Annotated in this window: 20 protein-coding genes; 5 read left to right on the top strand and 15 right to left on the bottom strand. The window is 66.2% G+C overall.

Going from position 1 to position 24,077, the window contains the following annotated elements; all coding sequences use genetic code 11:
* Positions 1 to 72: 72 nt before the first annotated feature.
* From CA951_RS06925 to CA951_RS06950, 6 genes are all read right to left on the bottom strand, one after another.
* Positions 73 to 1,365 (bottom strand): CHAT domain-containing protein, encoded by a 1,293-nt coding sequence (locus CA951_RS06925; protein ID WP_373413536.1) that lies wholly within the window; start codon positions 1,363 to 1,365, stop codon positions 73 to 75.
* A gap of 84 nt (positions 1,366 to 1,449) precedes the next feature.
* Positions 1,450 to 3,042 carry an alkyl hydroperoxide reductase subunit F gene (gene ahpF, locus CA951_RS06930; protein WP_087556145.1) on the bottom strand — a complete coding sequence of 531 codons (1,593 nt, stop codon included), beginning with the start codon at positions 3,040 to 3,042 and terminating at the stop codon, positions 1,450 to 1,452.
* A gap of 173 nt (positions 3,043 to 3,215) precedes the next feature.
* Complete coding sequence (ahpC, locus tag CA951_RS06935) at positions 3,216 to 3,779, bottom strand: alkyl hydroperoxide reductase subunit C (RefSeq protein ID WP_087556146.1); 564 nt, start codon at positions 3,777 to 3,779, stop codon at positions 3,216 to 3,218.
* A 243-nt stretch (positions 3,780 to 4,022) separates the two neighbouring features.
* The gene (locus tag CA951_RS06940; protein ID WP_087556147.1) at positions 4,023 to 5,531 is read right to left on the bottom strand and encodes a lipopolysaccharide assembly protein LapB; all 1,509 of its coding nucleotides are present in this window, start codon (positions 5,529 to 5,531) and stop codon (positions 4,023 to 4,025) included.
* A 1-nt stretch (position 5,532) separates the two neighbouring features.
* Positions 5,533 to 6,567 carry a hypothetical protein gene (locus CA951_RS06945; RefSeq protein ID WP_087556148.1) on the bottom strand — a complete coding sequence of 345 codons (1,035 nt, stop codon included), beginning with the start codon at positions 6,565 to 6,567 and terminating at the stop codon, positions 5,533 to 5,535.
* Entirely contained in the window at positions 6,564 to 7,895 is a 1,332-nt protein-coding gene (locus CA951_RS06950) for a hypothetical protein (RefSeq protein WP_087556149.1), read from the bottom strand. Before CA951_RS06950 ends, CA951_RS06945 begins: the two co-directional genes overlap by 4 nt.
* Positions 7,896 to 8,103: 208 nt before the next feature.
* On the opposite strand from CA951_RS06950, the gene CA951_RS06955 reads away from it, so the two are divergent.
* A complete protein-coding gene (locus tag CA951_RS06955) occupies positions 8,104 to 8,628 on the top strand; it encodes a lipoprotein LpqH (protein WP_087556150.1) in 525 nt (174 codons plus the stop codon).
* Positions 8,629 to 8,722: 94 nt separating this feature from the next.
* Positions 8,723 to 9,526, top strand: a complete 804-nt coding sequence (locus CA951_RS06960; protein WP_087556151.1) for a hypothetical protein — start codon at positions 8,723 to 8,725, stop codon at positions 9,524 to 9,526.
* 7 nt (positions 9,527 to 9,533) lie between these two features.
* On the opposite strand, the gene CA951_RS06965 is transcribed toward CA951_RS06960, so the two are convergent.
* The gene (locus CA951_RS06965; RefSeq protein WP_087556152.1) at positions 9,534 to 9,974 is read right to left on the bottom strand and encodes a MarR family winged helix-turn-helix transcriptional regulator; all 441 of its coding nucleotides are present in this window, start codon (positions 9,972 to 9,974) and stop codon (positions 9,534 to 9,536) included.
* A 99-nt stretch (positions 9,975 to 10,073) separates the two neighbouring features.
* Between CA951_RS06965 and CA951_RS06970 the strand changes: the two genes are divergently transcribed.
* Positions 10,074 to 12,215 carry an MMPL family transporter gene (locus CA951_RS06970; protein WP_087556153.1) on the top strand — a complete coding sequence of 714 codons (2,142 nt, stop codon included), beginning with the start codon at positions 10,074 to 10,076 and terminating at the stop codon, positions 12,213 to 12,215.
* 522 nt (positions 12,216 to 12,737) lie between these two features.
* Here the strand turns inward: CA951_RS06970 and CA951_RS43780 are convergent.
* Positions 12,738 to 12,947 (bottom strand): hypothetical protein, encoded by a 210-nt coding sequence (locus CA951_RS43780; RefSeq protein ID WP_218780482.1) that lies wholly within the window; start codon positions 12,945 to 12,947, stop codon positions 12,738 to 12,740.
* Positions 12,948 to 13,578: 631 nt separating this feature from the next.
* Here CA951_RS43780 and CA951_RS44080 point away from each other — a divergent pair.
* The gene (locus CA951_RS44080) at positions 13,579 to 13,821 is read left to right on the top strand and encodes a DUF1801 domain-containing protein (protein ID WP_256973391.1); all 243 of its coding nucleotides are present in this window, start codon (positions 13,579 to 13,581) and stop codon (positions 13,819 to 13,821) included.
* A 720-nt stretch (positions 13,822 to 14,541) separates the two neighbouring features.
* Here the strand turns inward: CA951_RS44080 and CA951_RS06990 are convergent.
* From CA951_RS06990 to CA951_RS07020, 7 genes are all read right to left on the bottom strand, one after another.
* A complete protein-coding gene (locus tag CA951_RS06990; protein ID WP_087556154.1) occupies positions 14,542 to 15,408 on the bottom strand; it encodes an SMP-30/gluconolactonase/LRE family protein in 867 nt (288 codons plus the stop codon).
* A 45-nt stretch (positions 15,409 to 15,453) separates the two neighbouring features.
* Positions 15,454 to 15,675, bottom strand: coding sequence for a Dabb family protein (locus CA951_RS45060; RefSeq protein WP_087556383.1), 222 nt, complete (start codon positions 15,673 to 15,675; stop codon positions 15,454 to 15,456).
* A 122-nt stretch (positions 15,676 to 15,797) separates the two neighbouring features.
* Positions 15,798 to 17,429, bottom strand: a complete 1,632-nt coding sequence (locus CA951_RS07000) for an NAD(P)/FAD-dependent oxidoreductase (protein ID WP_087556155.1) — start codon at positions 17,427 to 17,429, stop codon at positions 15,798 to 15,800.
* A gap of 45 nt (positions 17,430 to 17,474) precedes the next feature.
* Positions 17,475 to 19,091 carry an AMP-binding protein gene (locus tag CA951_RS07005; RefSeq protein WP_087556156.1) on the bottom strand — a complete coding sequence of 539 codons (1,617 nt, stop codon included), beginning with the start codon at positions 19,089 to 19,091 and terminating at the stop codon, positions 17,475 to 17,477.
* The gene (locus CA951_RS07010; protein ID WP_256973392.1) at positions 19,088 to 20,158 is read right to left on the bottom strand and encodes an acyl-CoA dehydrogenase family protein; all 1,071 of its coding nucleotides are present in this window, start codon (positions 20,156 to 20,158) and stop codon (positions 19,088 to 19,090) included. The genes CA951_RS07005 and CA951_RS07010 overlap by 4 nt, the downstream gene beginning before the upstream one ends.
* A 2-nt stretch (positions 20,159 to 20,160) precedes the next feature.
* Complete coding sequence (locus tag CA951_RS07015; protein ID WP_087556158.1) at positions 20,161 to 21,327, bottom strand: acyl-CoA dehydrogenase family protein; 1,167 nt, start codon at positions 21,325 to 21,327, stop codon at positions 20,161 to 20,163.
* A 19-nt stretch (positions 21,328 to 21,346) separates the two neighbouring features.
* Positions 21,347 to 22,189: an enoyl-CoA hydratase-related protein gene (locus CA951_RS07020; RefSeq protein WP_256973394.1), complete on the bottom strand. Its 843-nt coding sequence runs from the start codon at positions 22,187 to 22,189 to the stop codon at positions 21,347 to 21,349.
* A gap of 598 nt (positions 22,190 to 22,787) precedes the next feature.
* Between CA951_RS07020 and CA951_RS07025 the strand changes: the two genes are divergently transcribed.
* The gene (locus CA951_RS07025; RefSeq protein WP_179220133.1) at positions 22,788 to 24,032 is read left to right on the top strand and encodes a TetR/AcrR family transcriptional regulator; all 1,245 of its coding nucleotides are present in this window, start codon (positions 22,788 to 22,790) and stop codon (positions 24,030 to 24,032) included.
* Positions 24,033 to 24,077: the final 45 nt, after the last annotated feature.

The raw sequence follows: 24,077 nt of genomic DNA on the forward strand, positions 1-24,077 counted from the left end.
GACAGCAACGACGGTACAACGACCGACCGACACGATGTGGCGAACGGAAACCTCGGCAGTGCACCAGAGGTTTCAGGGCACCGAGACGGTCGCGAACGCCGCCCACAGCACCGGTGACTGCTCGATCGTCCGTTGGTCCCGCCAGGCCGCGACCCGGTCGCGTTGCCACGCGCAGAGCGCGCCGACCGCGTCGGGCAGTTCGTGTGCCGCGTCGATCGAGCAGATGGCGTCCTGCAGTGGGCGGGCGTGTGGTGCGGCGCCCGCGATGCGCTGGAAGGCGAGGTCCGTCGGAAGGGCCCAGCGGCTCGCGGTGACGAGTTCCGCGCCGCCGGCGATCATCGCGGAGACCAGTCCGAGGGCCTCGCTGAACCGCAGGTCGCCGCCGCTCTCGCAGGCGATGAGCGCAACCCGGCTGGGGATCGGCCACAGGTCGGCGCCGCGGATCGGTTCGTCTGTGAGCGTGTGCGTCCCCAGCAGGAGGTCTTTCGCGGACAACGGCCGGTGCGCGCGCGTCGGCTCCGCGAACCCGACGGCGTCGGCGGCGCAGGCGAGGTGCAGTTCCGCGTGCTCGCTCTGACCGGATTCGGGCGCCGCCGCGGTGACGTGCCCGACGTACACCAGCCGGCCCGCGCCCTCGCGCAACGCCGCGCCGAGCCACGCTCGGTCGACATCTTCGCGGCGGAACACATCCAGCGGTCCGTCCACGGCGGGAAGCAGGCGGCCGTCGTTGGCGTACGTCGCGACCCGCTGCGACAGCGGGCTGTCCGCGGCCATCCGGCCCAGAACGGAACCGAGAACCGAATCGGCGCGGAAGCCCGGCACCCGGGGGTCGAGGACCGCGACGACGGGGAGCCGGTGGTCATCCGTCCAGGTTCGGACAGGGCGGCCGGGGGAGTGCACGATGCTGAGCGGGGCCAGCAGACTGACGTCCGCGATGTCGACGAGACGCAGCCCGGCGTCGGGGGCGATCAGTTCCCACGGCACCTGCGCGACCCGGGGTGACGGCTGGATGCGGAGATGCGGGCGCACGCCGCGGGTGAACAGTTCGTGCAACTGCCGGGCGAGGCCGAACGGAAGAAACGTGCGCGAGAGGAGTTGAGCCAGATCGTGTTCGGACTCGTAGCAGGAGAACGCGCCCGTCGTCAGTGAACGGTGCAGCCCCTGCGGGTCCGTGAGATCGGGCAGGGCCCGGGCCAGCGCGGCGACGGCCTCATCCACTTGCGCGGCGGGGGCGACGCTGACCCCGCCGGGGTGGGAGTCGTGGGTCCACCGCCACGACGTGTACAGGTCGCCGGCGTCGGCCATCCGCACGATCGCGGTGGGCTGCTCGTGCGAGGTCGGCGGGTGAGACAGGTGGGTCGGCACCGCCCCAGCATTCCCTACCCATCCGGGCGGTGGCGTGTGTGCCACGCACCCGGGTGGGCAGGGGTTCAGCGGAGGGCGATCGAACTAGCCGACGGTTGCGGCGGCGGAATCCTCGGCAGGCACGCCCGTGCGGATGAGCCGGTCGAACGCGCTCAGCGCGGCCGTGGCGCCGGCACCGGCGGCGATCACGATCTGCTTGTACGGCACGGTGGTGCAGTCACCGGCGGCGAACACGCCGGGGACCGACGTCTGGCCGCGGTCGTCGATCGCGATCTCGCCGCGATCGGACAACTCGATGCTCCCGGCCAGCCACTCGGTGTTGGGCAGGAGACCGATCTGGACGAAGACACCCTCGACGTCGAGCGTGTGCGCGGTATCGGTCGTGCGGTCCTGGTAGGCCAGAGCGGTGACCTTGTTGCCGTCGCCGACGACCTCCGTCGTGAGCGTGCTCAGGAGGATGTCCGCGTTGGGCAGGCTGCGCAGTTTGCGTTGCAGCACCTCGTCGGCGCGGAGCACCGAGTCGAACTCGATGAGCGTGACGTGCTCGACGAGTCCGGCGAGGTCGATCGCGGCCTCCACGCCGGAGTTGCCGCCACCGATCACGGCGACGCGCTTGCCCTTGAACAGCGGTCCGTCGCAGTGCGGGCAGTACGTGACGCCCTTGTTCCGGTACTGGTCCTCACCGGGCACGTTCATCGAGCGCCACCGCGCACCCGTCGACAGGATCACGGTCCGCGCGAGAAGGGAAGCACCGCTTTCCAGTTCGATCTCCACGAGACCGTTCTCGGTGGCGGCGGGCACGAGCTTCGCGGCCTTCTGCGTGTTCATGATGTCGACGCCGTACTGGCGGACGTGATTCTCGAGCGCAGACCCGAACTGGGGGCCCTCCGTGTAGGGAACGGAGATGAAGTTCTCGATCGCCATGGTGTCGAGCACCTGGCCGCCGAAGCGTTCGGCGGCGATGCCGGTGCGAATTCCCTTGCGCGCGGCGTACACCGCGGCCGCGGCGCCGGACGGGCCACCGCCGACGACGAGCACGTCGAACGGGTCCTTCTGCGCGATCGCGTCGGCGGCGCGGTCGGCGGCACCGACGTCGAGCTTGCCGATGATCTCCTCGAGGCTCATCCGGCCGGAGCCGAAGAGTTCACCGTTGACGAAGACCGTCGGCACGGCCATGATCTGGCGACCGTCGACCTCGTCCTGGAACAGGGCGCCGTCGATCGCGACGTGGCTGATGCGCGGATTCAGCACGGACATCAGGTTCAGGGCCTGCACCACGTCGGGGCAGTTCTGGCACGACAGCGAGAAGTAGGTCTCGAAGTGGAAGTCGCCGTCGAGATTGCGGACCTGCTCGAGCAGTTCGGGGGACTCCTTCGACGGGTAACCGCCGACCTGGAGCAAAGCGAGTGCGAGCGAGGTGAATTCGTGGCCGAGCGGGATCCCGGCGAAGCGGACCTCGGTATCGGTGCCACTGCGGCGGACGGCGAAGGACGGGCGGCGCGCGTCGTCGTCGCGGCGTTCGTAGGTGACCTTGTCCGACATCGCCGCGATCTCGGTGAGCAGTTCGGCGAGTTCGGTGGACTTGGGGCCGTCATCGAGTGAGGAGACGAGCTCGATCGGCAGGGTCAGCCGTTCGAGCAGGGACTTCAGTTGGCCGGCGAGCGAGGCTTCGAGCATGCGGATCTACTCCATCGATCGGGGAGAAAAGGGATCGGAAACCGGAAACCAGCTCTGGGCGGTCCGGAAAGTGTTGGTGCGACACCGATTGCCCCCCACGGGAGCGGAGCACCGGGAACCGCGCGCACGGGCTCAGAAGATCTGAGCCCGTGCCTACGGTCGACTGGGCTACGTCAGATCTTGCCCACGAGATCGAGCGACGGAGCGAGGGTCTCTTCGCCCTCTTCCCACTTGGCCGGGCAGACCTCGCCCGGGTGCGACCGGACGTACTGAGCGGCCTTGACCTTGCGGACCAGCTCGGCGGCGTTGCGGCCGATGCCTTCCGCGGTGACCTCGGTGAACTGGATGACGCCGTCGGGGTCGACGAGGAAGGTGCCGCGGTCGGCCAGTCCCTCGTTCTCGCGCAGAACCTGGAAGTTCTTGCTGATCTCCTGCGTCGGGTCACCGATCATGGCGTACTTGATCTTGCCGATGGTGTCGGAGGATCCGTGCCACGCCTTGTGCGTGAAGTGGGTGTCGGTGGACACCGAGAAGACCTCGACGCCGAGACGCTGCAGTTCCTCGTGGTGATCGGCGAGGTCGCCGAGCTCGGTCGGGCAGACGAAAGTGAAGTCGGCCGGGTAGAAGTAGAAGACAGCCCACTTGTCCTTGATGTCGTCCGCGGAGACGGTGATGAACGCGCCGTCCTTGAAAGCGGACGCCGCGAAGGGCTTGATCTGCGTGTTGATCAGGGCCATTGGAACCTCTATTCGTAAGACTGGAAGCCGACAGCGACGAGGCTATCCAGCAGATTGGAATAGGTCCAATCTATGAGACCTATTCCATAGATTGGATGGGGCTATCAATGACCGTCGAATCGGACGCGTTGCAGGTCAGGGCGGACATTCACCCACGGGGCCAGGGGTGATCGCCGGACGTGCGGTGTGACCACCGTGACACCCTGCGGCCCTGAATCTCCTCGCAGGGAACGGAAAGTGGGATCACCAGGCGGGCACGACGCGGCTGTCGCGGACCTCGCGCCCGTAGCGTTCCTCGGCGGCCGCGATCGAGGAGCCCAGCACGATCCGCCCGTCCGACGTCACGGCGAGCCGCGGGGGGAGGGGCACCGGCAGGCCCGCACCGGCCGCGACTCCGGCCAGTGCGGCGCCGAGCAGGAAGGAGCCGTCGGTGCCGGCGGCGCCCACCGGGGGAGGGTCGGGCAACTGCAAGGGCAGCCGTAACGGGGTGCCGTGCCCGGCGCGGCCGATGTCCACCGTCGTCCCCGCGCACTGCGCCTCGACGAGATCGGCCACCAGCCGGGCGTCGCCGGACGCGTAGGCGAGGCGGAACGCCAATTGCATCGCCGGATCGGCGATCTCGCGGTTCCACTGCTCGCGCTGCCGGCCGTTGGGGAGCGTGTATCGCACGGCGTCGATGGCGATCGCCGCGGGCACGGCGAGCGCGGTGGCTCGCGCCGCACCGTCCGGTGTGCCGGAGGCGGCCAGCGCGGATTCGAGGAGGGTCGCGTGCCAGAAGTCGACCTGCGCGCAGTGCAGCCCGAGTCCCAGCCCGCGATACGTGGCGAACGCGGCGGCGAGCAGTCTCTCGCCCTCATCCGGTCGGCCCTCGGCGAAGGCGACGGTGGCGAGGCGCGTCTCGACGTCCGCGACGTCGAGCACCGCTCCGGACCCCCGGAAGTAGTCGAGGCTGCGGCGATAGAGCGCCGACGCGCGTTCGGCCTCGTCGCGGCCCTCGGCGAGAAACGCCAGCACCTTCGATCCGATTCCCGCCCGGTGGCCGATCCCGGCCCGTTCGAAATACGTCTGGCTCGACAGCAGCAGCGGTTCCGCATCGTCGAGGCGCCCCGTGCGGACACGCATGATGCCCAGGTTCTGCTGTGTCTCGGCGACCGCGTTGACATCGCCCGCCGTCTCGAATGCGGCGAGCGCCTGCCCGGCGAAGTCGTCGGAGAGGTCGAAACGCCCGGTCTCGAAGTGGATGGCGGCGAGGTTCATCAACGGATGGCCGGCCAGACCCGGGGCGAAACGCACTGCCGCGTCCAGGGACTCGGTGGCTACGTCGGCAGCGTGCGCCCACTGCTGCCGGTGCATCGCGACCGCCGTGAGCGACAGCAGGCACGCGACCCGCAGGTCGCCCTGGTCTTCGCCGTCGACCCCGAGCAGTTCCCGCGCCTGCTCGAGCGCGTCCTGGGCGCCGTCGAGGTCGCCGATGTGCTGCAGTGCCTGCGACAGGTTGACCAGCGCCGCCGGACGCATCCGGATCGCGCCGGCAGGCATCACCGCGAGGGCTTCCCGGTACAGGTCGACGGCCTTCGCGTGTTTGCCCAGTTCGTCGGACATGCTGGCCGCGTTGATGATCGCGCTCGTCCGGAGGTCGCCGGTGGCCGCGGAGGCGACCTCATCGAACGTCCGGAGCGCCTCGGCGACGTCTCCGCGTGCATAGGCCGCGGCTCCCGCGGCAAGAAGGTCGCGGCAGGTCTGGTCGTCCACGTCAGAAGTCCGAATCCGAGGCGGCGGCGTCTATCTCGGCGAGCAGCGGCGTGTCCGGTCCGTCGTCCGGAGCCCGTTCCGCGGCACGGCGCAGCCGCAGGCGCGCCAGGGCCCGAACCCGCTCCCGGATGTCCGGGCCTCCGACGTCCGCGGAACCGTTCACGCCGAACCCGGGCAGGTACACGTCCACGGACACTCCCGCTTCCGCGCCGGGTGGTGCGTCCGACGCGCCGAACCAGACGTCTCCCGACAGGTGCAGCGCGACGTCGACGGTGTCCGATGCGGTGCCGACCAGGGCGCGGGGGCGGACGTGCTCGGGCACGGGTCCGGAGACGTCCGGTGCCGCAACGACACTCACGCGCACAGCGGTGCTCCCGGAGGTGCGCACCACCTCCCACGACACCGCGCGCTCGGAACAGTCGACGAGACCGGGAGGGTACCGGCGCCAGTCGGATCCCGTGATGCCCCGCGCCAGCACGAGGGTGTCCGGCAGTGTCGCGCCCGCGGCGCCCGCGGCGAGCGCGTAGTCGTCCGCCCGCCCGGGACGGTCGGCGAGCGTGGGTCCGGACGGTGCGAGCGCGTCGTCCCCGTCAACGAGCAGATCGCAGTCCTCGACGAGCGCCGCGATCTCACGATTCAACAGTCGTGCGTCGAGCGCCGCGATACCGTCGACCGTCGACGTCGGCCACCACCGCGCCGCCCAGTGCGCGAACGCGAGGCGTCGAGCGCCCGCGGCCACCCGCGGCCGTGCCGGTTCGACCGCGACGTCGCTCCCGGTCTCGCCGGCGGCCACGGCGAGCGCCACCTCCTCGCCGAACACCGCCCACATCCAGTTCTGCGCCGAGTCGACGTCGTCGATCACCGCGACCGGGACGGTGTGTTCGGCGAGCACACTCCACGACAGGTGCCCGCCGAGAACTTCGAGCACGGTCACGTCGATGCCCGCTGTGTCGTCGAGGACGCTCGGTGCGTTCTCGGGGGCGATGATCCAGAGCCCGTCGGGGGCGCGGTCGATCCGCACGGTGCCGGTGGTCAACTCGCCCTCGATTCGGGAGCATCCGTCGCGTCCGCGAGCGGAATTGCGCTGAGCGCCTGCTTGACCCGCAACCGGTGGTCGAGGATGACCGACCGCGCCACCCCGTCCAGGAGATCCCACAGTTCGCCTGGTTCGTGGACGGAGAACTCTCGGACGTCGCGGCCGTGGAGGCGGACCCACAGTCGGCGGAGGTAGGGCCGCCACGGCTCGCGGAGTTCGGCGGCGATGGCCGCCAGCGGATTCGTGTCGGGCAGCGTCGCCGCGTCGGCGTTCACGGTGAGGCGCCGCGCCTGCAGGACGTACGCCTCGCGTTGCCAGCGACCGTTGATCACCCGGACGGCGGTCGTGTCCGTGTCCGAGGGAGAGGGTGCGGTCCCGATCGGGTGGAGCCCGGTCGCGAGTGCGGCACCCGTCGTCGCCACGACCCGTAGCGTCTCGTCGAGAAGTGCCCAGGGCGAGCAACTTCGGGCGATCTCGGTGGTGACCAGTTCGTGGATCGGCGGTAGCTCCGCACGGTCGGTCGACGCGCGGAGCACCGTGAAGACGCGTTCGTGGACGGAACGGTCGAAGGGGAGCCCGAGCGCCGAGGTGGACGCCGACGACCCCAGACGCGGAGGCACGGGCACCGGATGGCTCGTCAGGCCCAGCCGGTGGGCGGTGACCTCCGGCGTCGACGTCCAGAGCGCGATGCCGTGGTGGGTGCCCGCATGGCCGGCGACCAGGTCGTCGAGGGCGTGCCGTCCGTCGTCACCGTCCTGCTCGAGCCGCGCGCCGGGACAGGCGTCGAGGACCACGGCCACTGCGGCGGCGTGGTCGCCCGTCACGGTGCCCGACAGCGGTCGCCGCCCCCACGCGAGGTCGATGAGGGCGCTCAGTTCCCGCGCCCGGGCCGGGTCGGTGACGTGGGCCTTCAACGCCTGCGTGGTGCGGCCGGCGGCGACATCGTGCACGTCGCGCAGCGTGTTCTCGGCGACGGCCTCGTCGCGGAGCGGATCGGGCGCCCCCGACCCGGTCGCGAGTTCGAAACACCGCTGGAAATACAGGTCCTGCGGGTTGCCGTCCGTGATGCGCAGTGCTCGGCGGACCCGCTTGAGCAGCGTGAACCAGGCCGCGGTGGCCCGCAGTACGTCGGCGGAGGCGTGCACCCGGGTGGCGAGCAGCTGCGCCCCGTCGGCGGTGACGATCGGACCGGCGCACAGCGGGTTCTGCACCGGGCGGATGACCAGCGGATCGAGGATCAGTTTCACGGTGCGGCTCAGGGGCCCGCCGTCCGGGCCGCTGAGCGGTTCGACGCCGTCCAGCTCGCGCCACACCTCGTCGAGGACCATCGCGCGCGGTCGCCGAGCAGCCGCTGAGCCCCTCGGTCCCGTCCGCATTCGAGCAGGTTACCGCAGGCGCGGCCCGTCGACGCCGCGAGAAATCTGGGATCGGTAGGGCGCGAGACGTTCCTACCTTTCTCACATCGGCTCCAGACCGCGAGCCGAAGGAATCGACGACGGGCGCCGAGCGCCCCTCACGAAACGTGAAGGACGGATCATGAACAAGATCGTTCGGACTCAGAAGCGCGTCTACACCGCAGGCATCGTCGCGGCGGCCGCCGTCGCCCTGCTCGTCTCGGGCTGCAGCGACACGAGCGACAGCTCCGGCGGGGGAAGCTCCGAGCAGACCGCCGCGGGTGCGTCGGCGGCCGCGGTCGACGGCAAGGCGCTGGACGCGAACTTCGACGCGACCTGCGCCAAGCAGGGCGACACCCTGGCCCTGGCGCTCGCGGACACCGGCAACGCGACGTACGGCGACCTGGCGGTCTCCGCGACGATCACCGGCACCGACACCGTGCAGGCGGTCGGGATCGCCGGCAGCAAGGGCGGGTCGAACGGCCTCCCGTACGCCCTCGGCTTCGGGCAGGGCATGCCCGGCGGCTCCGCGAAGGTCGTCAAGGACGGCGACACCTACACGGTCACCGGCGAAGGCGTCGGAGCGCCCGACATGAGCAACCCGACCGCGCAGAGTTCGGCGAAGTTCGACATCACGTTCGCATGCTCGACCGTCGTGGGTGGCTGAGCCCGGCCGACCCCGGGACGCGCGCGGAGTCACCGCACCCCGAGTTCGCGCGCGTCCCACCTCACCCCCAGTTCAGGCACGGAAAGGACACCTCGTGAAGAAGATCGTGCGTACCGCCGCCCTGGTGTTTCTCGTCGGCTCGGTCGGCTACTACCTCTGGTACGGACTCGGCGATCGTGGCCGGACTAACTACGGAATCGACGCGCTGTCGTGGGTCGGCCCCCAGATGATCTGGCCGATCGTCGCGGTCAGCGTGGTCGTGGTGTGTTTCGCCCTCACCGGCGACAGCGTGCTGGCGGCGTTCACGGGGCGCAACAGTGCCGCGTTCCGCAACGGGGCCGTCGGGATCGGGACGGTGCGGTCGGTGCGTCAGACGGGGATGACGCGGGGCGACCAGCCGGAAGTGCGGATCGACCTCGCCGTGGAGGGCGCCGACGGCAAGATGTTCGAGTCGCACGCCAGGATGATCGTGCCGCTGACCGAGTTGGCGCTTCTCCGTCCGGGTGTCGTGCTCCCCGTCCGCTACCTTCCCGGCCGCACCGACAAGGTCGAGATCGACCGCTCCGGCGACGTGGCGTCGGCGCAGGAGGCGTTGAACCGATCCATGATTCGGCAGGGAGTCACCACCCCGGGCAAGCTCGACATCGCGGCCCGCGGCATCCCCGCGCAGGCGGTGGTGCAGTCGCTCAGTGTGCCCGGGGAGATCCGCAACGGGAATTCGAAGGTGGAACTCGGGCTGGCGGTCACCCGGCCCGACGGCACGACGTTCACCACCCGCGTCGAGAAGTTCATGCCGCCGCGCACCGTCGGGCACGTCCAGGTCGGCAGGGTCGTGACGGTCCACTATCTGCCGGGGAACGAGCAGGAGGTCGTCATCGCCCTGCCCGCGAATGTGTGACGCCGGATCAGTCCTCGTCCCGGGGCGGAAGTCCCAGCGACCGGACGAGGTGGAGGAGTTGTTCGCGAAGCGGCCCCACGTCGCCGACCGCGGCGGTGAGGGCCGCATCCTCCTTCTCCAGGGTCAGCAGGTGCCGGTAGATCGCGCGTCCCGACTCGGTGATCGCGACCCGTTTGCGGCGCTCGTCGTTCGGATCGGTCTCCCGGGTGACGTACCCGCCGCGCTCGAGGCGGTCGATGGTGCGGCTGATCGTCTGGTCCGTCACCCGCGAGGCCTTTGCGATGTCGCGTTGCGAGGCGGGCCGGTCGGCGATCGTGTGCAGTGAGATGAGTCCCGCATGGGTCATGTTCTCCGACCGGAGGATGTCCTCCCACGAGTGCTCCACCAGTCGCGCCGCCGTGGACAGCAGGCGTCCGGTGGGCCACTGATCCATGCCGTCGCTCGTCATTTCTTCGCCTCCATTTGCAATTTGCTCAGCATGCTGAACAAAATAGGAACGTCGCAATCCGGACATCCGGTCGTCGAATCGTCCCGCATTGGAGAGCACGTGACTACAACCGCCCGCCCACGCCCGGTTCGTCGACTGCGATGGATTCTGCCAGCTCTGCTGGTGATCGTCTGGCTCGCCGTCGGCGGTTTCGGCGGTCCGTTCACCGGCAAGCTCTCCGCCGTCCAGCAGAACGACAGCACGTCCTTCCTGCCCGCGTCGGCCGAGGCCACCGAGGTGTCGGCGCTGCAGAAGGGCTTCACCGACACCCGGTTCGTGCCCGCGATCGTCGTCGCCGAACGGACGTCGGGGATCACCGTCGCCGACACCGAATTCCTCGCAGGCACCGCGGCCTCCTTCGCCGGATCGGAGGGATTCGGCGACCAGGTGTCACCACCGATCCCGTCCGAGGACGGGCAGGCGCTGCAGATGTTCGTGCCCGTCGACAGCGCCGGGGAGGTCGGCGACAGCGTCACCGAACTGCGCGACGCGCTCGCTGCTGCACCGGACGGACTCACCGTCCTCGTCACCGGACCCGCCGGTCAGGTGGCGGATCTGTCCTCGGCGTTCGCCGGCATCGACGGACTGCTGCTCCTGGTGGCGGGTGTCGTGGTGATTCTCATCCTCGTCGTCGTCTACCGCAGCCCGATCCTCCCGTTCGCCGTGATCACGTCCGCGGTCTTCGCACTCGGACTGTCGAGTCTGCTCGTGTACGTGCTCGCCGACGCCGGCGTGATCGCGCTGAACGGTCAGAGTCAGGGGATCCTGTTCATCCTGGTGTTCGGCGCCGCCACCGACTACGCCCTGCTGCTCGTGTCCCGCTACCGCGAGGAACTGCGGATCGAACAGGACAAGTACCGCGCCATGCGGACCGCCTGGCGGGCGACACTCGAACCGGTCGCCGCCTCCGCGGGCACCGTCATCGCCGGCGTGCTCTGCCTGCTGCTGTCCGATCTCAACTCCAACCGCGGTCTCGGGCCGGTCGCGGCCATCGGCATCGCGGCGTCCTTCGTCGCCTCCATGACGTACCTGCCCGCGGTGCTCGTGCTCCTCGGCCGGGCAGCGTACTGGCCGAGCAGGCCCGCCTTCGACGCGCGGCACGCCGAGAAGGACGAGGCCGCCGACCACAAGTTCTGGGCCGCGCTCGCCGCGCGGATCGGTGCACATCCACGCCGGTTCTGGGTTGCGTCCAGCCTGGTGCTGGTGCTCTTCGCGCTCCTGGTTCCTCAGTTCAAGGCCAGCGGCGTCGCGGAGTCCGATACGTTCCTGCTCGACGTCGACTCCGTTGCGGGCCAGCAGGTCCTCGGCGACCACTTCGACGCCGGCTCCGGGTCGCCTGCCGTGATCATCGCGAACGAGGGCACCCTCGACGCGGTACTCGACGCCGGCCGGGTCGACGGCGTCGGCGACCTCACCGTGCTGACCGCCCCCGGCACCCGGGACCCGCTGGTGGTGGACGGCCGAGTGGCGATCGAAGCCACCCTGGCAGATCCCGCCGACTCCCTCGAGGCCGAGGACACAATCGTCGCGCTCCGCGACGCCGTCCACCCCATCGACGGTGCCGACGCCCTCGTCGGTGGCAACACCGCCACCGACCTCGACACGAAGACGACGTCGACGCGGGACCGCACCCTGATCATCCCCGTCGTCATCCTCGTGGTGTTCGCGATCCTGTGCCTGCTGCTGCGGTCGCTGCTCGCACCGATGCTGCTGATGGGGACGGTGGTGCTGTCCTTCGCTGCGACCCTGGGCATCTCGTCCCTGGTCTTCGAGCACATCTTCGGATTCCCGGGCGCCGACCCCGTCGTCCCGCTGTTCGCGTTCGTGTTCCTCGTCGCCCTCGGAATCGACTACAACATCTTCCTCATGACCCGCGTCCGGGAAGAAGCCCAGCGCATCGGCACCCGCCGCGGCGTGCTCCGCGGTCTGACCGTCACCGGTGGAGTGATCACGTCGGCGGGAGTGGTTCTGGCGGCGACATTCTCGGCGCTCGCCGTCATCCCGCTGATCTTCCTCGCGCAGATCGCCTTCATCGTCGCCTTCGGTGTTCTCCTCGACGCACTCCTCGTCCGGTCACTCCTCGTGCCCGCCCTCGCCGTCGACATCGGGCAGAAGATCTGGTGGCCGAGCCGACTTGCATCGGCACCGGAGCCGGACGAGACCGTCTCTGCGGAGCCGGAATTGGATTCGAGTCGTACGTGAGCGCGCTCGGCGGATGCCGCAAGCGTGATGCCTGCCTGATCGCTCATGGTCGCGCAGCGTTGAACCCTGCCGCCCTTCTTCGGGGACTGTCCTAATCGGAAGTGGCGCGATCGCGAGGATCGCCGACCAACTGGGTATCCATCCGGAGACCGATGATGCGAAGTGGATCGCTGCACTCAAATGTGAGGTGCGGGAACAAGCGGGCCAACCAGATCTTGAAGACGGCGTGCGCATTTTTCGCGGCAGCGGGCCTCGCCCCCCCGAGCGGGAGGTGCCCCCGCGCAAACTGAAGTGCTCGTCGACTACATCGACGCACACAAGGCCGACTACGGGGTCGAGCCGATCTGCCGAGCTCTCGTCCAGGCCGGCGCGGAAGATCGCCTCGTCGACGTACTGTGCCGCGAAAGTCCCGGCCACCGTCGGCCAGGGCGGTCCGAGACGCCGAACTGATACCGAGATCCACTGTGCGGGACGGCCTCGACAGCGCGATGCGGGCGGGCGTTGACCTTCTCGCCCCACCGCTCACATGCGTCGACGAGCTCGGCGAAACTCGGGTATTCCTCGGTTCGCCTCGGTCGGCACCAGATCGGCCTTCGCGATTTTGACCGTGTGCTCGGCGCCGCCCTTCGATTCCTGGTCGAACGGTTCACACGTGTGCGCGACGCAACCGTAATGCTTTCCTGCGGAGACGATGTCGGGGTGGCGGACGGGGCCGCCGGCGATCCGGTCCATCGTGACGGTTCGGGGATTGTCGGTCAGCAGATACGTCGGTGCCCGATCGATCCGGCGCAGTGTGGTGTCCAGGTCGGTGTCGGTTCGGCGACGAGCGGGATGCTGGGGTGGTGGGCGTGTATCCAGTGGATGAGGGCGGTGCCGATCCCGTGTTATCGGCAGTGGGGTCGGTGGCGAGGTGCAGCAGCGTCAGCTGATCCGGTGCGGTTCGGTATCCGATCACACCGACCGGCAGCCGGAGGTTCGGGCGACGGCGAGGACGGTGGATCCTTCCAGTAGTGCACGAGGGCCACGTCTCGTCGCCGAGCCTGGCTCGATTAACGGCACAGCGGCACTGCGCAGTACAACTTGAATGTCGGTGCAGTCAGTAGGGAGGCGACCACGCGTAAACCGCCACCTCGGCCGTTTGACGAGCACAAACGATGGAGGATCGATGCCGACCAGTAGGAACAACGCGAACAAGAACGCTGGCTCCGAACCGAAGCTCCTCTCCGGCGGGAACCCGCAGATGCCGAAGGGGGAGGATGACGGACAGGTGCAGGCCGATCGCCGCGATGCCCGAGTGGAAGTGCTCGCTGGGCGAGCGGGTCGATAGCCTGATCGCGCGGACCGTCCCCGATGTGCACAAGCCGTGAATTGGAACCAACCGTTTTACGGGCACGACGGCGAGGGCTGGTTCCTCAGATTCCGCTGCTACACCAAGCACGTCCAGGTTCAGGTCTTCCGTGGGACCTCGCTGGACCCTGTTCCGCCCAAGGCGTCCAAGCACGCCGAGGTGCGCTACGTCGACATCTGTGAAGACGACGATCTCGACAAGGGCCGACTCCGTTCCTGGATCGAGCAGGCAAGCAACCTGCCCGGCGAGGAGACGTAGAGCTCCCGTCGGAGAGCATCCCGACTCGTCGCCCGGTCGCGGTGCGCACCACGACCTCCACCTGCTCCGCCGACCCCGCATGGGAGGCAAGGTCCATCTGCCAGCTGCCACCGGAGAGTCGTCGGAGCTTGCGGCACTCCCCGGTGATGACGATCTGCATGTCCATGCTCAGATCGAGGTGTGCGACGGTCAGGCGGCGTCCGCGCCGTCCCGCGCATTGCGCTACTGCTGTGTCCACCCTTGTGAACCCTTTCCTCCCCGTACGTACCTTAGTTGCCGGCGCCGACGTGTGTCGTCGGGGCAGCGCACGACGCCTGGCACACGGGCCCGACACCGCAAGAAACCCGTCGAGTGAGCGAACCAGCGCTTGTGACCACAGCAAGGTGCCGTGGATGTGAACTGCGTGGACGCGAGTGAAGTCGGCCAGCGCGATGTCGGCGGTGGCTTCGTTCATGACGGTACCGGCGCAGTTCACCAGACCGACCACCGGCGGGGCCGCCTATTCGATCTGCGCCCGTGCGTCCTTCTGATGCCGGATCGGTGACGTCGCAGGCGATGAGATGTACTCGATCAGTGAAGGCCGGGGGCCTCGCCGGCGTCGAGGTCCACCAGGACGACCTGGCGCTTCGGGCAATCTTCTGAAGGGTACGCGCTGTCGCAAGCCCGATCCCGCCGCGGCCTTCTGTGACGATCGTGGTGTTCACGCCTGTCTCCTCACGTTCAGATGGACGCCGGAACTCCGGTGCGCCCGACCTGCGCGACGGCAACATGAGCGGTCGAGCGTCCTTCGTGAAACTCTTCGAGCGTTGTTGTGTTGCAGCAGAGGTAGAGGGTGTCGAGGTTCTCTCCGCCGAATGCGCACGCCACTGCCCAGGTGTCGGTGACCTCGACCTTATCGGTGATCTGGCCGCCTTCGACGACCCGATAGAAGCCACTGTCGGCGCCGAGGGTCAACGCGTTCCCGAACCAGAGGCCGCCGTCACTATCCAGGGCGATGCCATCGGGATGAAACGATTCGTCGAGCTGCGCCCATACTCGGTGGTTGGTCAGACCGCCATCTTCCGCCATGTCGAACGCGCTGATGCGGTGCGGGAAGGTTTCCGCGACCAGCAGGGTGCCATGGGGGGTACGTGCGCAGCCGTTGGGGAAGATCAGATCTCCAGGCACCTGCGAGACGCTGCCGTCGGCCCGGATGTGGACGAGGTGAGTCGGCTTCGGATCCTCTTCACCGAGCGCGAATCCGAAATTGCCGGCATAAGCGTCGCCCGCCGGTGACACATACAGGTCGTTGCCGATCCCTCCAGCCAGTGCGCTGAAGTCGGCATACTGCTCGAGCTTGCCGCCGGCGGTGATGCGATACACCGACCGCTCGCTCTGCGAGACGACAAGGGGGGTCCCGTCGGGTAGGAAACCGAGTCCGGACGGTCGGCCGGGCACTTTGGTTATCGGCGTTGCGGTGCCGTCCTCGGCGAATGTGAGCACCTGTTCGCTGAAGAAGTCGCTGGCCCAGAATTTTCCGTCATGCCAGCGAGGTGCCTCGAGAAACTGATGCCCGGTCGAGAATACTGTGGGTTGGTAGGTAGCCATCGCGTGAACTCCTTAGTCCGTGCGGGTTGAGGTACTGGGTGATTGTCACTCGGCTGTCAGGAATTGGGTCCCGAGCCAGGATTCACACTTGGGCACGATTGTGGACTGGATCAGCTCCTTGTGGAGAGGGTGGTCGAGATACTGCTGGAAGTCGGCTTCGTCCTGGAAATGGGCAACCAGTGCGTAGCTGGCGTTGTTCGGTCGCGTTCCGAGGTCGATACCGTGTCGGACATTGCGCGCGTACGGTATTTGGTCGACGAAAAGAATTTGAGACCCTTTGGGATTTCGTCGATTTCACTGGTCGAGATGGACGGCTTGAAGGTGAATGTCACGACATGTATGAGCATGTCTACCCTCGGGTTCCGATCGGGGTGGCTGGTCAGGTGAGATCAGACGAGTTCGAACTGCTCCTGATATCCACCGGCAGCAGCCTTCTCGAGGATCTCGAGGTATACCGAAAGACCGCCGGGATACATGAGCATTTCGACGGTTTTGCCGGGCACGTTGGCGCCCATGTACCAAGACTTGGCCAGCGGGAACAGGGTGGCCGAGGTCAGCTCTGCGATATGCGCACCCCAATATTGCTGGGCTTCCGGCTTGGCCTCGATACGGGTGTAGCCGTTGTTCCGCATGTGCTCGACAATCTGGATCAGATGTTCGCCTTCAAGTTCGGCGCATGTCGGACCATTGCAGAATGCGTTCGGGCTCTGGGGTCCGTAGACATACAGGAGATTCGGGAAGCCTACTGTCGCCTTGCCTAGTGCTGTCCGGCTGCCGCCGCGGAACACCTCCTCGAAGGTCTCATTTCTGGTGCCGCGAATATCGATGGCAGTCAAGCCCCCGGTGACCGAGTCGAAGCCGGTGGCCAGCACGATGACATCGACTTCGTGTCGGGTACCGTCCGCGGTGACGATGGTGTCACCGGCGACCTCCCGGATCGGATTGGCAGAGGTATCGACGAGCTCGACATTGTCACGGCACAGGCTCTCGTAGTAGTTCTGCTCCAGGGAGACACGCTTGACGCCCCACGGATGTATCGGCTCGGTCGGTGCAAGCAGTTCCACCAGCTCCGGCCTGGTGATGCGTTGACGTGTCTTGTCCCGCCAGAACGCGTACAGGATGTCGTTGTCGTCCTTGTCGAACAGGACATTCAGGAAGCCGCCCAGCCAGGGCTGCAGTCCACCGTTGGTCCAGAGTTCCTCGAGTATTTCGTTGCGACGTTCTTCGGTCAGATCCTGGATGTTCTCTTTGAGGAAGTCATAATCGAAACCGGCCCAGGTGTTCTTGCGATTGGCGAATCGCTCCGGGTAGGTCTTCTTCATCTCGGCATTGTCCGCCTCGCCAAGCACCCGCTGATTCATCGGAAGCGCGGTGTTGGGGGTGCGCTGGAACACCGTCAGATGATCTGCGACCTTCGAGGCCTCCTGGATTACCTGGATGCCGCTGGCTCCGGTGCCGATGACGGCGACCCGCTTGCCCGCAAGGTCGTAGCCCTCCAGTGGCCAGCGGGCTGTGTGGAAGCAGTCGCCCCCGAACTTCTCGAGGCCAGGAATGTTGGGGAGGAGGGGCTTGGAGCCGGCACCGAGACACATGATCACGAACCGCGCCTGGGTGGTGAATTCCTCACCGGTGCGCTCGTTGCGGGAGACCAATGTCCACGTATGGGTTTCTTCATCGAATCGGCCTGCCAGGACGCGGGTCTCGTAGCGGACGTCTTTGCTCAGGTCGAGCTTCTCGTCGACGTATTCGAAGTAGCGAACCAGCTCGTCACGACCGGGGTACATCTCGCTCCAGTTCCAGTCGCGCCAGAGCTCTTCACGCGAGAACTGGTAGACCGGCGCCCAGGTATCGACGCGTGCACCTGGATAGGAATTCCAATGCCAGACGCCGCCGAGTCCGGTGCCGGCTTCGTAGATCTTGACGTTGTAGCCGAGGGTGCGCAGCCGGTCGAGCTGGTAGACGCCGGAGAAGCCGCCGCCGATGACGAGGACGTCGAGCTCCTCGAGAAGTGTGGTGTTCACGGGATTTCCTTCCGGAAGGGGTACGAGGGAGATGAGGGAGTGCGATCAGACAGCGTTGTCGGAGGTCAGAGCGTCCCGGATTCGGTCACGCAGGACGAACTTTTGGATCTTGCCTGTCGCCGTCCGCGGTAGTTGTTCGACGACTTCGAGCCGCTCGGGCAGCTTCTGGGTAGCCATCCGATGTTCGCGCAGGAACGACGTGAGCTCGTCCAGCGCAGGTGGATGCGCCTGGTCGCTCGGCACCACATAGGCGCAGATGCGTTCGACCATGATCGGGTCGGGCATGCCGATCACCGCGATATCGGCAATACCGGGATATTCGAAGAGCAGGTCTTCGATCTCCTTGGCGGAAATGTTCTCCCCGCCTCGGACGATGATGTCCTTACGCCGACCGGTGATCTGGATGTACCCGTCCTCGTCGATCACCGCCAGATCACCGGTCCGAAACCAGCCACCCGAGGCGAAGGCATCCGCATTGAGTCTCGAATCGAGGTATCCGGTGAACAGGTCAGGGCCGCGAACCTGCAGATCGCCGACCGCGCCCGGCGGGACCGGAGTGTCGTGCTCGTCGACAGTCCTCGCTTCTGCGGACCCGATTGGACGCCCGTCTGTGGTGGCGCGCTTGTCCAGCGGATCGCTCGCGTTTCCGCCGGACAGAGTCGGGAATTCGGTTGATCCGTAGATGCGGGTCGCGGTGCAGCCCAGCTGCTCCTCGGCCTGCCGGATCAGTTCGGGGGGTACGTCGGCGCCACCGCAACCAAAAACCCGCAGGGCGATGTCGTACTCGGCGAGATCCGGGTGGTGTACCAGTCCGTGCAAGAAGGGTGTGGCACCGATGACGAACGTGCAGCGTCGGCGTTGCAGCAACTCCAGGCCGGCGCCGGGGTCCCAAATATCTTGGAACACGACATGGCTGCCGAGCATGAACGGCAATTGCAGTCCGTACAGAATTCCGGTGATGTGACCGACCGGTGAGGGCATGTACACGATGTCCTCGCCGGTCAGGTCGAAGAGTTCGATCATGCTCCGGTTCTCGTAATCCAGGCTTTCGTGGGTGTGTAGAGCACCCTTCGGATCGGAGGTGGTTCCGGATGTGTACAGAAGCAACGCGATATCGGTGCTGGCGTGCTCGACGGGATTGTCGAGTGGAGTTGCGCCCGAGAGGAGGTGGTCGAACTCGTTGTCGGAACCGCGAACGGTGATCACATGCTCGAGGTCGGGAAGCGTGGGCGCCAGCTCGTCGAACATCCCGCGGTGGTCGAAGGTGCGGAACATGCCGGGCACAAATGCGATACGCGCCCGCGACTGCTTCAGAATGAACTGCACTTCGCGATGTCGATAGATCGGGATGATCGGGGTGGAGACGGCGCCGATCCGCAGCGCGCCGTGATGTACGACGATCGCTTCAAGCCAGTTCGGCAACTGCCAGACCACCGAGTCGCCTGGTCGGATCCCACGCTCGAGTAGCACGCTGGCCAACCGGCGGATTCTGGCGTCGAGTTCGGCGTAACTGACCTGACGATCGCCATCGACCACAGCCAGCCGATCGGGGTGATGGTGTGCATACTCGGCCAAAGCAGAATCGATCGTGCTGTTGCTCCACTCGCCGCTGGTGAGGTAGCGGTCGCGGCGCGCGGAATCGGTGTGAGTTGCGGTGATCATCGGTCGACTCCGTCGGTCAGGCGCCGCGAACCGATGAGTGCGTGGAGTTCGTGCTCGTCCCCATACCAGGTCCGCAGGGCGAGGACGCGGCGGTAGTACCAGTGTAGGTCGTGTTCGGTGGTGAAGCCGATCCCGCCGTGCAACTGCAAGGCGTCCTCGACCACCTGTCGTCCGGCGCCGGCGGCATAGGCCTTGGCCGTCCACGTTGCCATCTCGATGTCGAAATCAACCTCAGCAGAGGAAATATCGGAAACCGTTGCCTCGCAGAGCGCCTCCATCGAGATGGTCGCCTGTGCCATCGACGCCGCAATGTGTTTCACGGCTTGGAAGGATCCGACGGGCTTGCCGAATTGCTGGCGCTGCGCGACGTACTCGACAGTTTTCTCGAGCGTACGGCGGGCGATACCACTGATTTCGCACGCGGTGAGAAGCCGGAACCATGCCCGGATCTGTCGTAGGAGTGTGGCCGCTTCGATTCCGGTGGCGAGGATCTCGGCGTCGGTGACAGTTCGCGATGCGATCTCCAGGCGCACGTAGTGCGATGTGGGATCGGAACTGGTGATCGGCGTGAGTGCCAGCGCCGGGTCACTGCCCGGTAGGAGCAGCAGCGCCGGTCCGTCCGGGCCGTCGACTGCCAGTACCAGCGAGTCGGCCTCGGCGCCGAAGCGTACGAGTTCGATCGTTCCCTGGATCTGCCCCGATTCCATGTGCACGGAACCGATCGAGGATGCCCAGTCGAGGGTGACGGCAGGGTCGGCGAAGGCGACGAGCGAACCGTCGGGAATGTCGAGGTACGCCGGCAGGATCAGTTGCTCGACCAGGGGGCCGGGTATGAGCCGATCACCGACCAAGGCGATCAGACCGGCGACCGCGGTCAGGTCGATTCCTAGACCACCGCGGATTTCGGGGCGGGTCAGCTCGGACCAGCCGAGGTCGTCGAGTTCGGCCATCAGCTCCGGGTCCCAGCCGCCGCTGAGCAGGGCATGGTGGTAGTCGGATGTGACACGGCGGTCAAAGAATTCGCGGATCGGGGTGACGAGGTCCACGTCAGCTGCGGTGAGACTCATCATCAGCTCCTGGGTAGGCCGAGCAGTCGCTCGGCAACAATGTTGCGTTGGATCTGTGATGTACCGCCGTAGATCGATGCGGCACGCGAGAAGTAATGATCGTGAATCAACTGCGCGGCGTTCAGCCCGAGAGGTTGTGATTCGGCGTCGAGGCGGAACGGTCCGAGGAGATCGGCGAGGGCGCGGCCGACCACCTGCTCTGCGTCGTTGAGGACGAGCTTGTCGATCGAGTCGAGCGGATGTGGTCCCTCTTCGTCGATCAGGCGTTGCACAGTTCGGCGGATCTGAGCATCCAACACCCGCAGCGCCACGTGTGACTCTCCGATGGCGGTGCTGATCCGACGATTGGTCGTCGATTCCAGGGAGGTGCCTCGTAGTCCGTCGATCGCCTTCTCGACACCCCAGCCGATCTCCACCTGTCGGCGCATTGCATAGTTGCCACGTTCCTGAGACAGGGTGTCGAGGGCAATTCGCCAGCCGTCGTTTTCCTTGCCGACCAGGTTGCCGACCGGGACTTCGACGTTGTCGAAGAAGACCTCACAGAATTCGGCATCGCCTGTCATCTGGACGAGTGGACGGACGGTGATTCCGGGGGAACTCATGTCGACGATGAGGTAGGAGATGCCGGCGTGCTTGGGTTCGGCGTCGCGGTCGGTGCGGCACAGCAATGCGCACCAACTGGCCTGATTGCCCCAACTGGTCCAGACCTTCTGTCCGTTGACGACGTACTTGTCCCCGTCGCGAAGAGCGCGGGTCCGCAGTGATGCGAGGTCGGAGCCGGCAGAGGGTTCGGAGAACCCCTGACACCAGATGTCTTTGCCCGCGAGCAGCGGTGGCAAAAAGCGGGTGCGCTGCTCGGGCGAACCGTACCGGTGGATCGAGGGGCCGACCACATCGAGGCCGATCAATCCGATCGGGGCGGGTGCATGAGCGCGCGCCAGCTCGTCGGAAAAGACTTGCTGGTGCCGCGCGGTGAGGCCACGTCCGCCGGCTTCACGTGACCATCCCAGCCCCATCCATCCGGCATCGAATAGTGTGCGCTGCCATCGACGAAGGACGTTGAACCGTTCCTCCAGCTCCAACGGCACGGTCGGGATCTCTGTTTCGGCAAGCCACCTCCGAGCCTCGCGCCGCAGATCGGCGATCTCGGTGATCTGCTCGACCGGCACAGGTGAAACAGCATTCATCTCATGCTCCCGTGTAGGCCGGTGCGCGATGCTCGAAGAACGCTGCTACGGCCTCTTTGGCGTCTGAGTAAGCGGACAACTCGCCGGAAAGACCCTGCTCGAACTCGTAGCCGCCCTTGAGGTCCTGGTATTCGATCGCATTGAGGCTGCGCTTGGCGAACCGCAACGTGACCGGCGAGTGCCGGACCATCTTGGCCGCCACGTCGTAGGCCACGTCGAGTAGCTGATCGGGATCGACGACTTTCAAGACGCCGCCCTGCTGCGCGAGTTCCTCGGCAGACAGCGGTTCGCCGGTGAGGTGCAGATATCGGACCAACTGCTGTGGTACCAGGCGTGACGCATGTTTGGCGCCGCCCATCACACCGACGTTGACCTCGGGAAGCATGAAGGTGGCGCCCTTGGCTGCCACGACCAGATCACACGACGCTGCCAGGGCCAATCCGGTGCCCACGGCCACTCCGTGGACAGCTGCGATCACCGGCAACGGGCAATCGTAGATCGACCAGAACGCTTCACGGACCGCAAGCATGCGCTCACCGGCGTTTTCCGGCGTCATCGTCTGGAATTCGGTGAGATCGTTGCCGCCGCAGAAGTGCTTGCCGGCGCCGGTCAAGACGATCGCCCGAGCCTCGGGGAGGTACTCCTCCGTGTGGGTGAAGAACCACTTGATCTCTGCGTACATCTCGCGGGTGACCGCGTTGACCGGCGGGCGGGTAAGCCAGACCGTGCCTACCTTCTGGTCGGTCTTCCATTGCAGAAATTGCAGATCCTTCATCGAAGTTCCTTTGTTCGAACGGGCGTAAGTAGAAGCTGTGACCGGCCGGGTGCGGATGGTCGCCTCCATGGGGCGGCATGTCCTTGATCCCTAGTGGCTACTTCGCGAACCGGGTGTGCGTCTACTCACATTAGTAGGCCCAACCCCACAGCTATGTCAATAGCTCGTATCTGAGAATGTGAAACTGCTCGGAGTCGGAGAGGCTGGAGGAGGCATGGTTGATTTTTCGTTCATTCGGAAGCATATGACCTGTTGGGGACACAAATACTAGAAAGGAAGAGCTGCCGATCCGCGAGTGCACCGCGGCAGTGCGAGGGGCGCATCGCCCAGTGTTGATCCGAAAATGTCATGCGAACGTATCTTTCATCGAATCAGGCAGGTAGAATCATGTAACCGAAGTTGTCCATGACTCTTATCGAAAATTGTGCAATGCTGTACATACTGCGGCCGTACGTGGAGACTTCACCTACGCTCGGGCGCAGTGCACCTGCGCCGCCCCGCGTGGGAGGAGGCATTGTGTCCGATCGGCCCTCGAACGGCGGTAGTGCGGGGTACTGCGGGGGACCGTCCGCCGCCGGTATATCGTCAGAAGGCTGTATTAACGGCTGCGCCGCCAGTCCGGACATCGTGTGCATCCCATATGGGCCTCGAGGAGAAAAGGGGCGTCGTGACTGCATCGCAAACTGTGAAAGCGTCCACTGCCACGCGCCGGCGACCCCGTGACCGGCGTGCGCAGATACTCCACAACGCGAGTGAATTGTTCACGAAATACGGGTTTCACGCCGTGCGGATGGAAGACATCGCCGAGGCAACCGACGTCACCGCACGGGCGATCTACCGGCACTTCGCCAACAAGCAGGATCTGCTGTCGCAGGTGGTCCTCGAAGACCAGGACCGACTGCTCATGGCAGCCCAATCCGCCGAGCGCTCCGAAACCGGCGTCTGCAGCTTAGAGGAGCTATTGACGCGGATGGTCGAGGCATCACTGGAGAGCCTTAGACTCGGCCCCCTATGGCAGCGAGAAGCACGGCACCTCACCGCCGATGACTTCGAGCGAGTGCGCGAGGGTACTCGTCGCATCGGAGGCGCGGTGCGAAGGGCCATCGAAAAAGCCGACCCCTCCAAGAGCAGATCCGGTGCCGACGTACGCGCGTGGATGGCGGTGAGCATCATCACCAGCCCAGGGCACTACGACCGGTCACCGTCACAGCGTCGCCTGTCCCCACTGCTGGTGTCTGCTGCGTTGGCAGCCATCAATACCCCCGAATGCGCGTCAGCGTCACCCGAGTCCCGCGATGCGCCAGCGGCTCCAGTCGCAAATGAACGACCAGGTACATCACGTCGCGAACAGATCATCGCAGCAGCGGCGCGCGCGTTCCGGGAGCGCGGTTTCGGTGGAGTCAGCCTCGACGAGTTCGGCATCGCAGGCCCTGCCGTCTACAGGTACTTCGACAGCAAGGCCGACATCCTTTCCGCCATGATCATCCGAGTACACGAATGGATGGCCCTGGAGAGCTCCAGGGCCATGCATCACAGCGCCTCCGATGAACTGGTCATCGAGGGCCTTGTGAGAGGTTATGTTCGTATTGCAACCGAAGCAACGGATCTGTTCGCGGTGTCAGTTACCGAAGCGCTCAACCTCCCCGCTAGTGCTGCCGAGCGTGATCGCCGAATCCGCCAGGACGACCTCGCCGAATGGGTCAAATGGCTACGAACCTCGCGTTCCGAAGTCACCGAGGCAGACGCACTCGCGCTGGTCAATGCGGTTCGCACAGCACTCAACGATCTTGTCCGTATTCCGCACCTTTCACGACACGCCGAGTTCCCCGACGAGCTTGTTGCGTGCTCGATGAATGCTCTTTTGAATACCCCGATGCCATCGGCACGATCGGGTCGGCGGCGTGATGAATAACCGAAGATTGATGTCGACCGTTTGGTCAAAACTCGTTCCATTCAG

This window comes from Rhodococcus sp. NCIMB 12038 (assembly GCF_002165735.1).
GTDB lineage: Bacteria > Actinomycetota > Actinomycetes > Mycobacteriales > Mycobacteriaceae > Rhodococcus_F.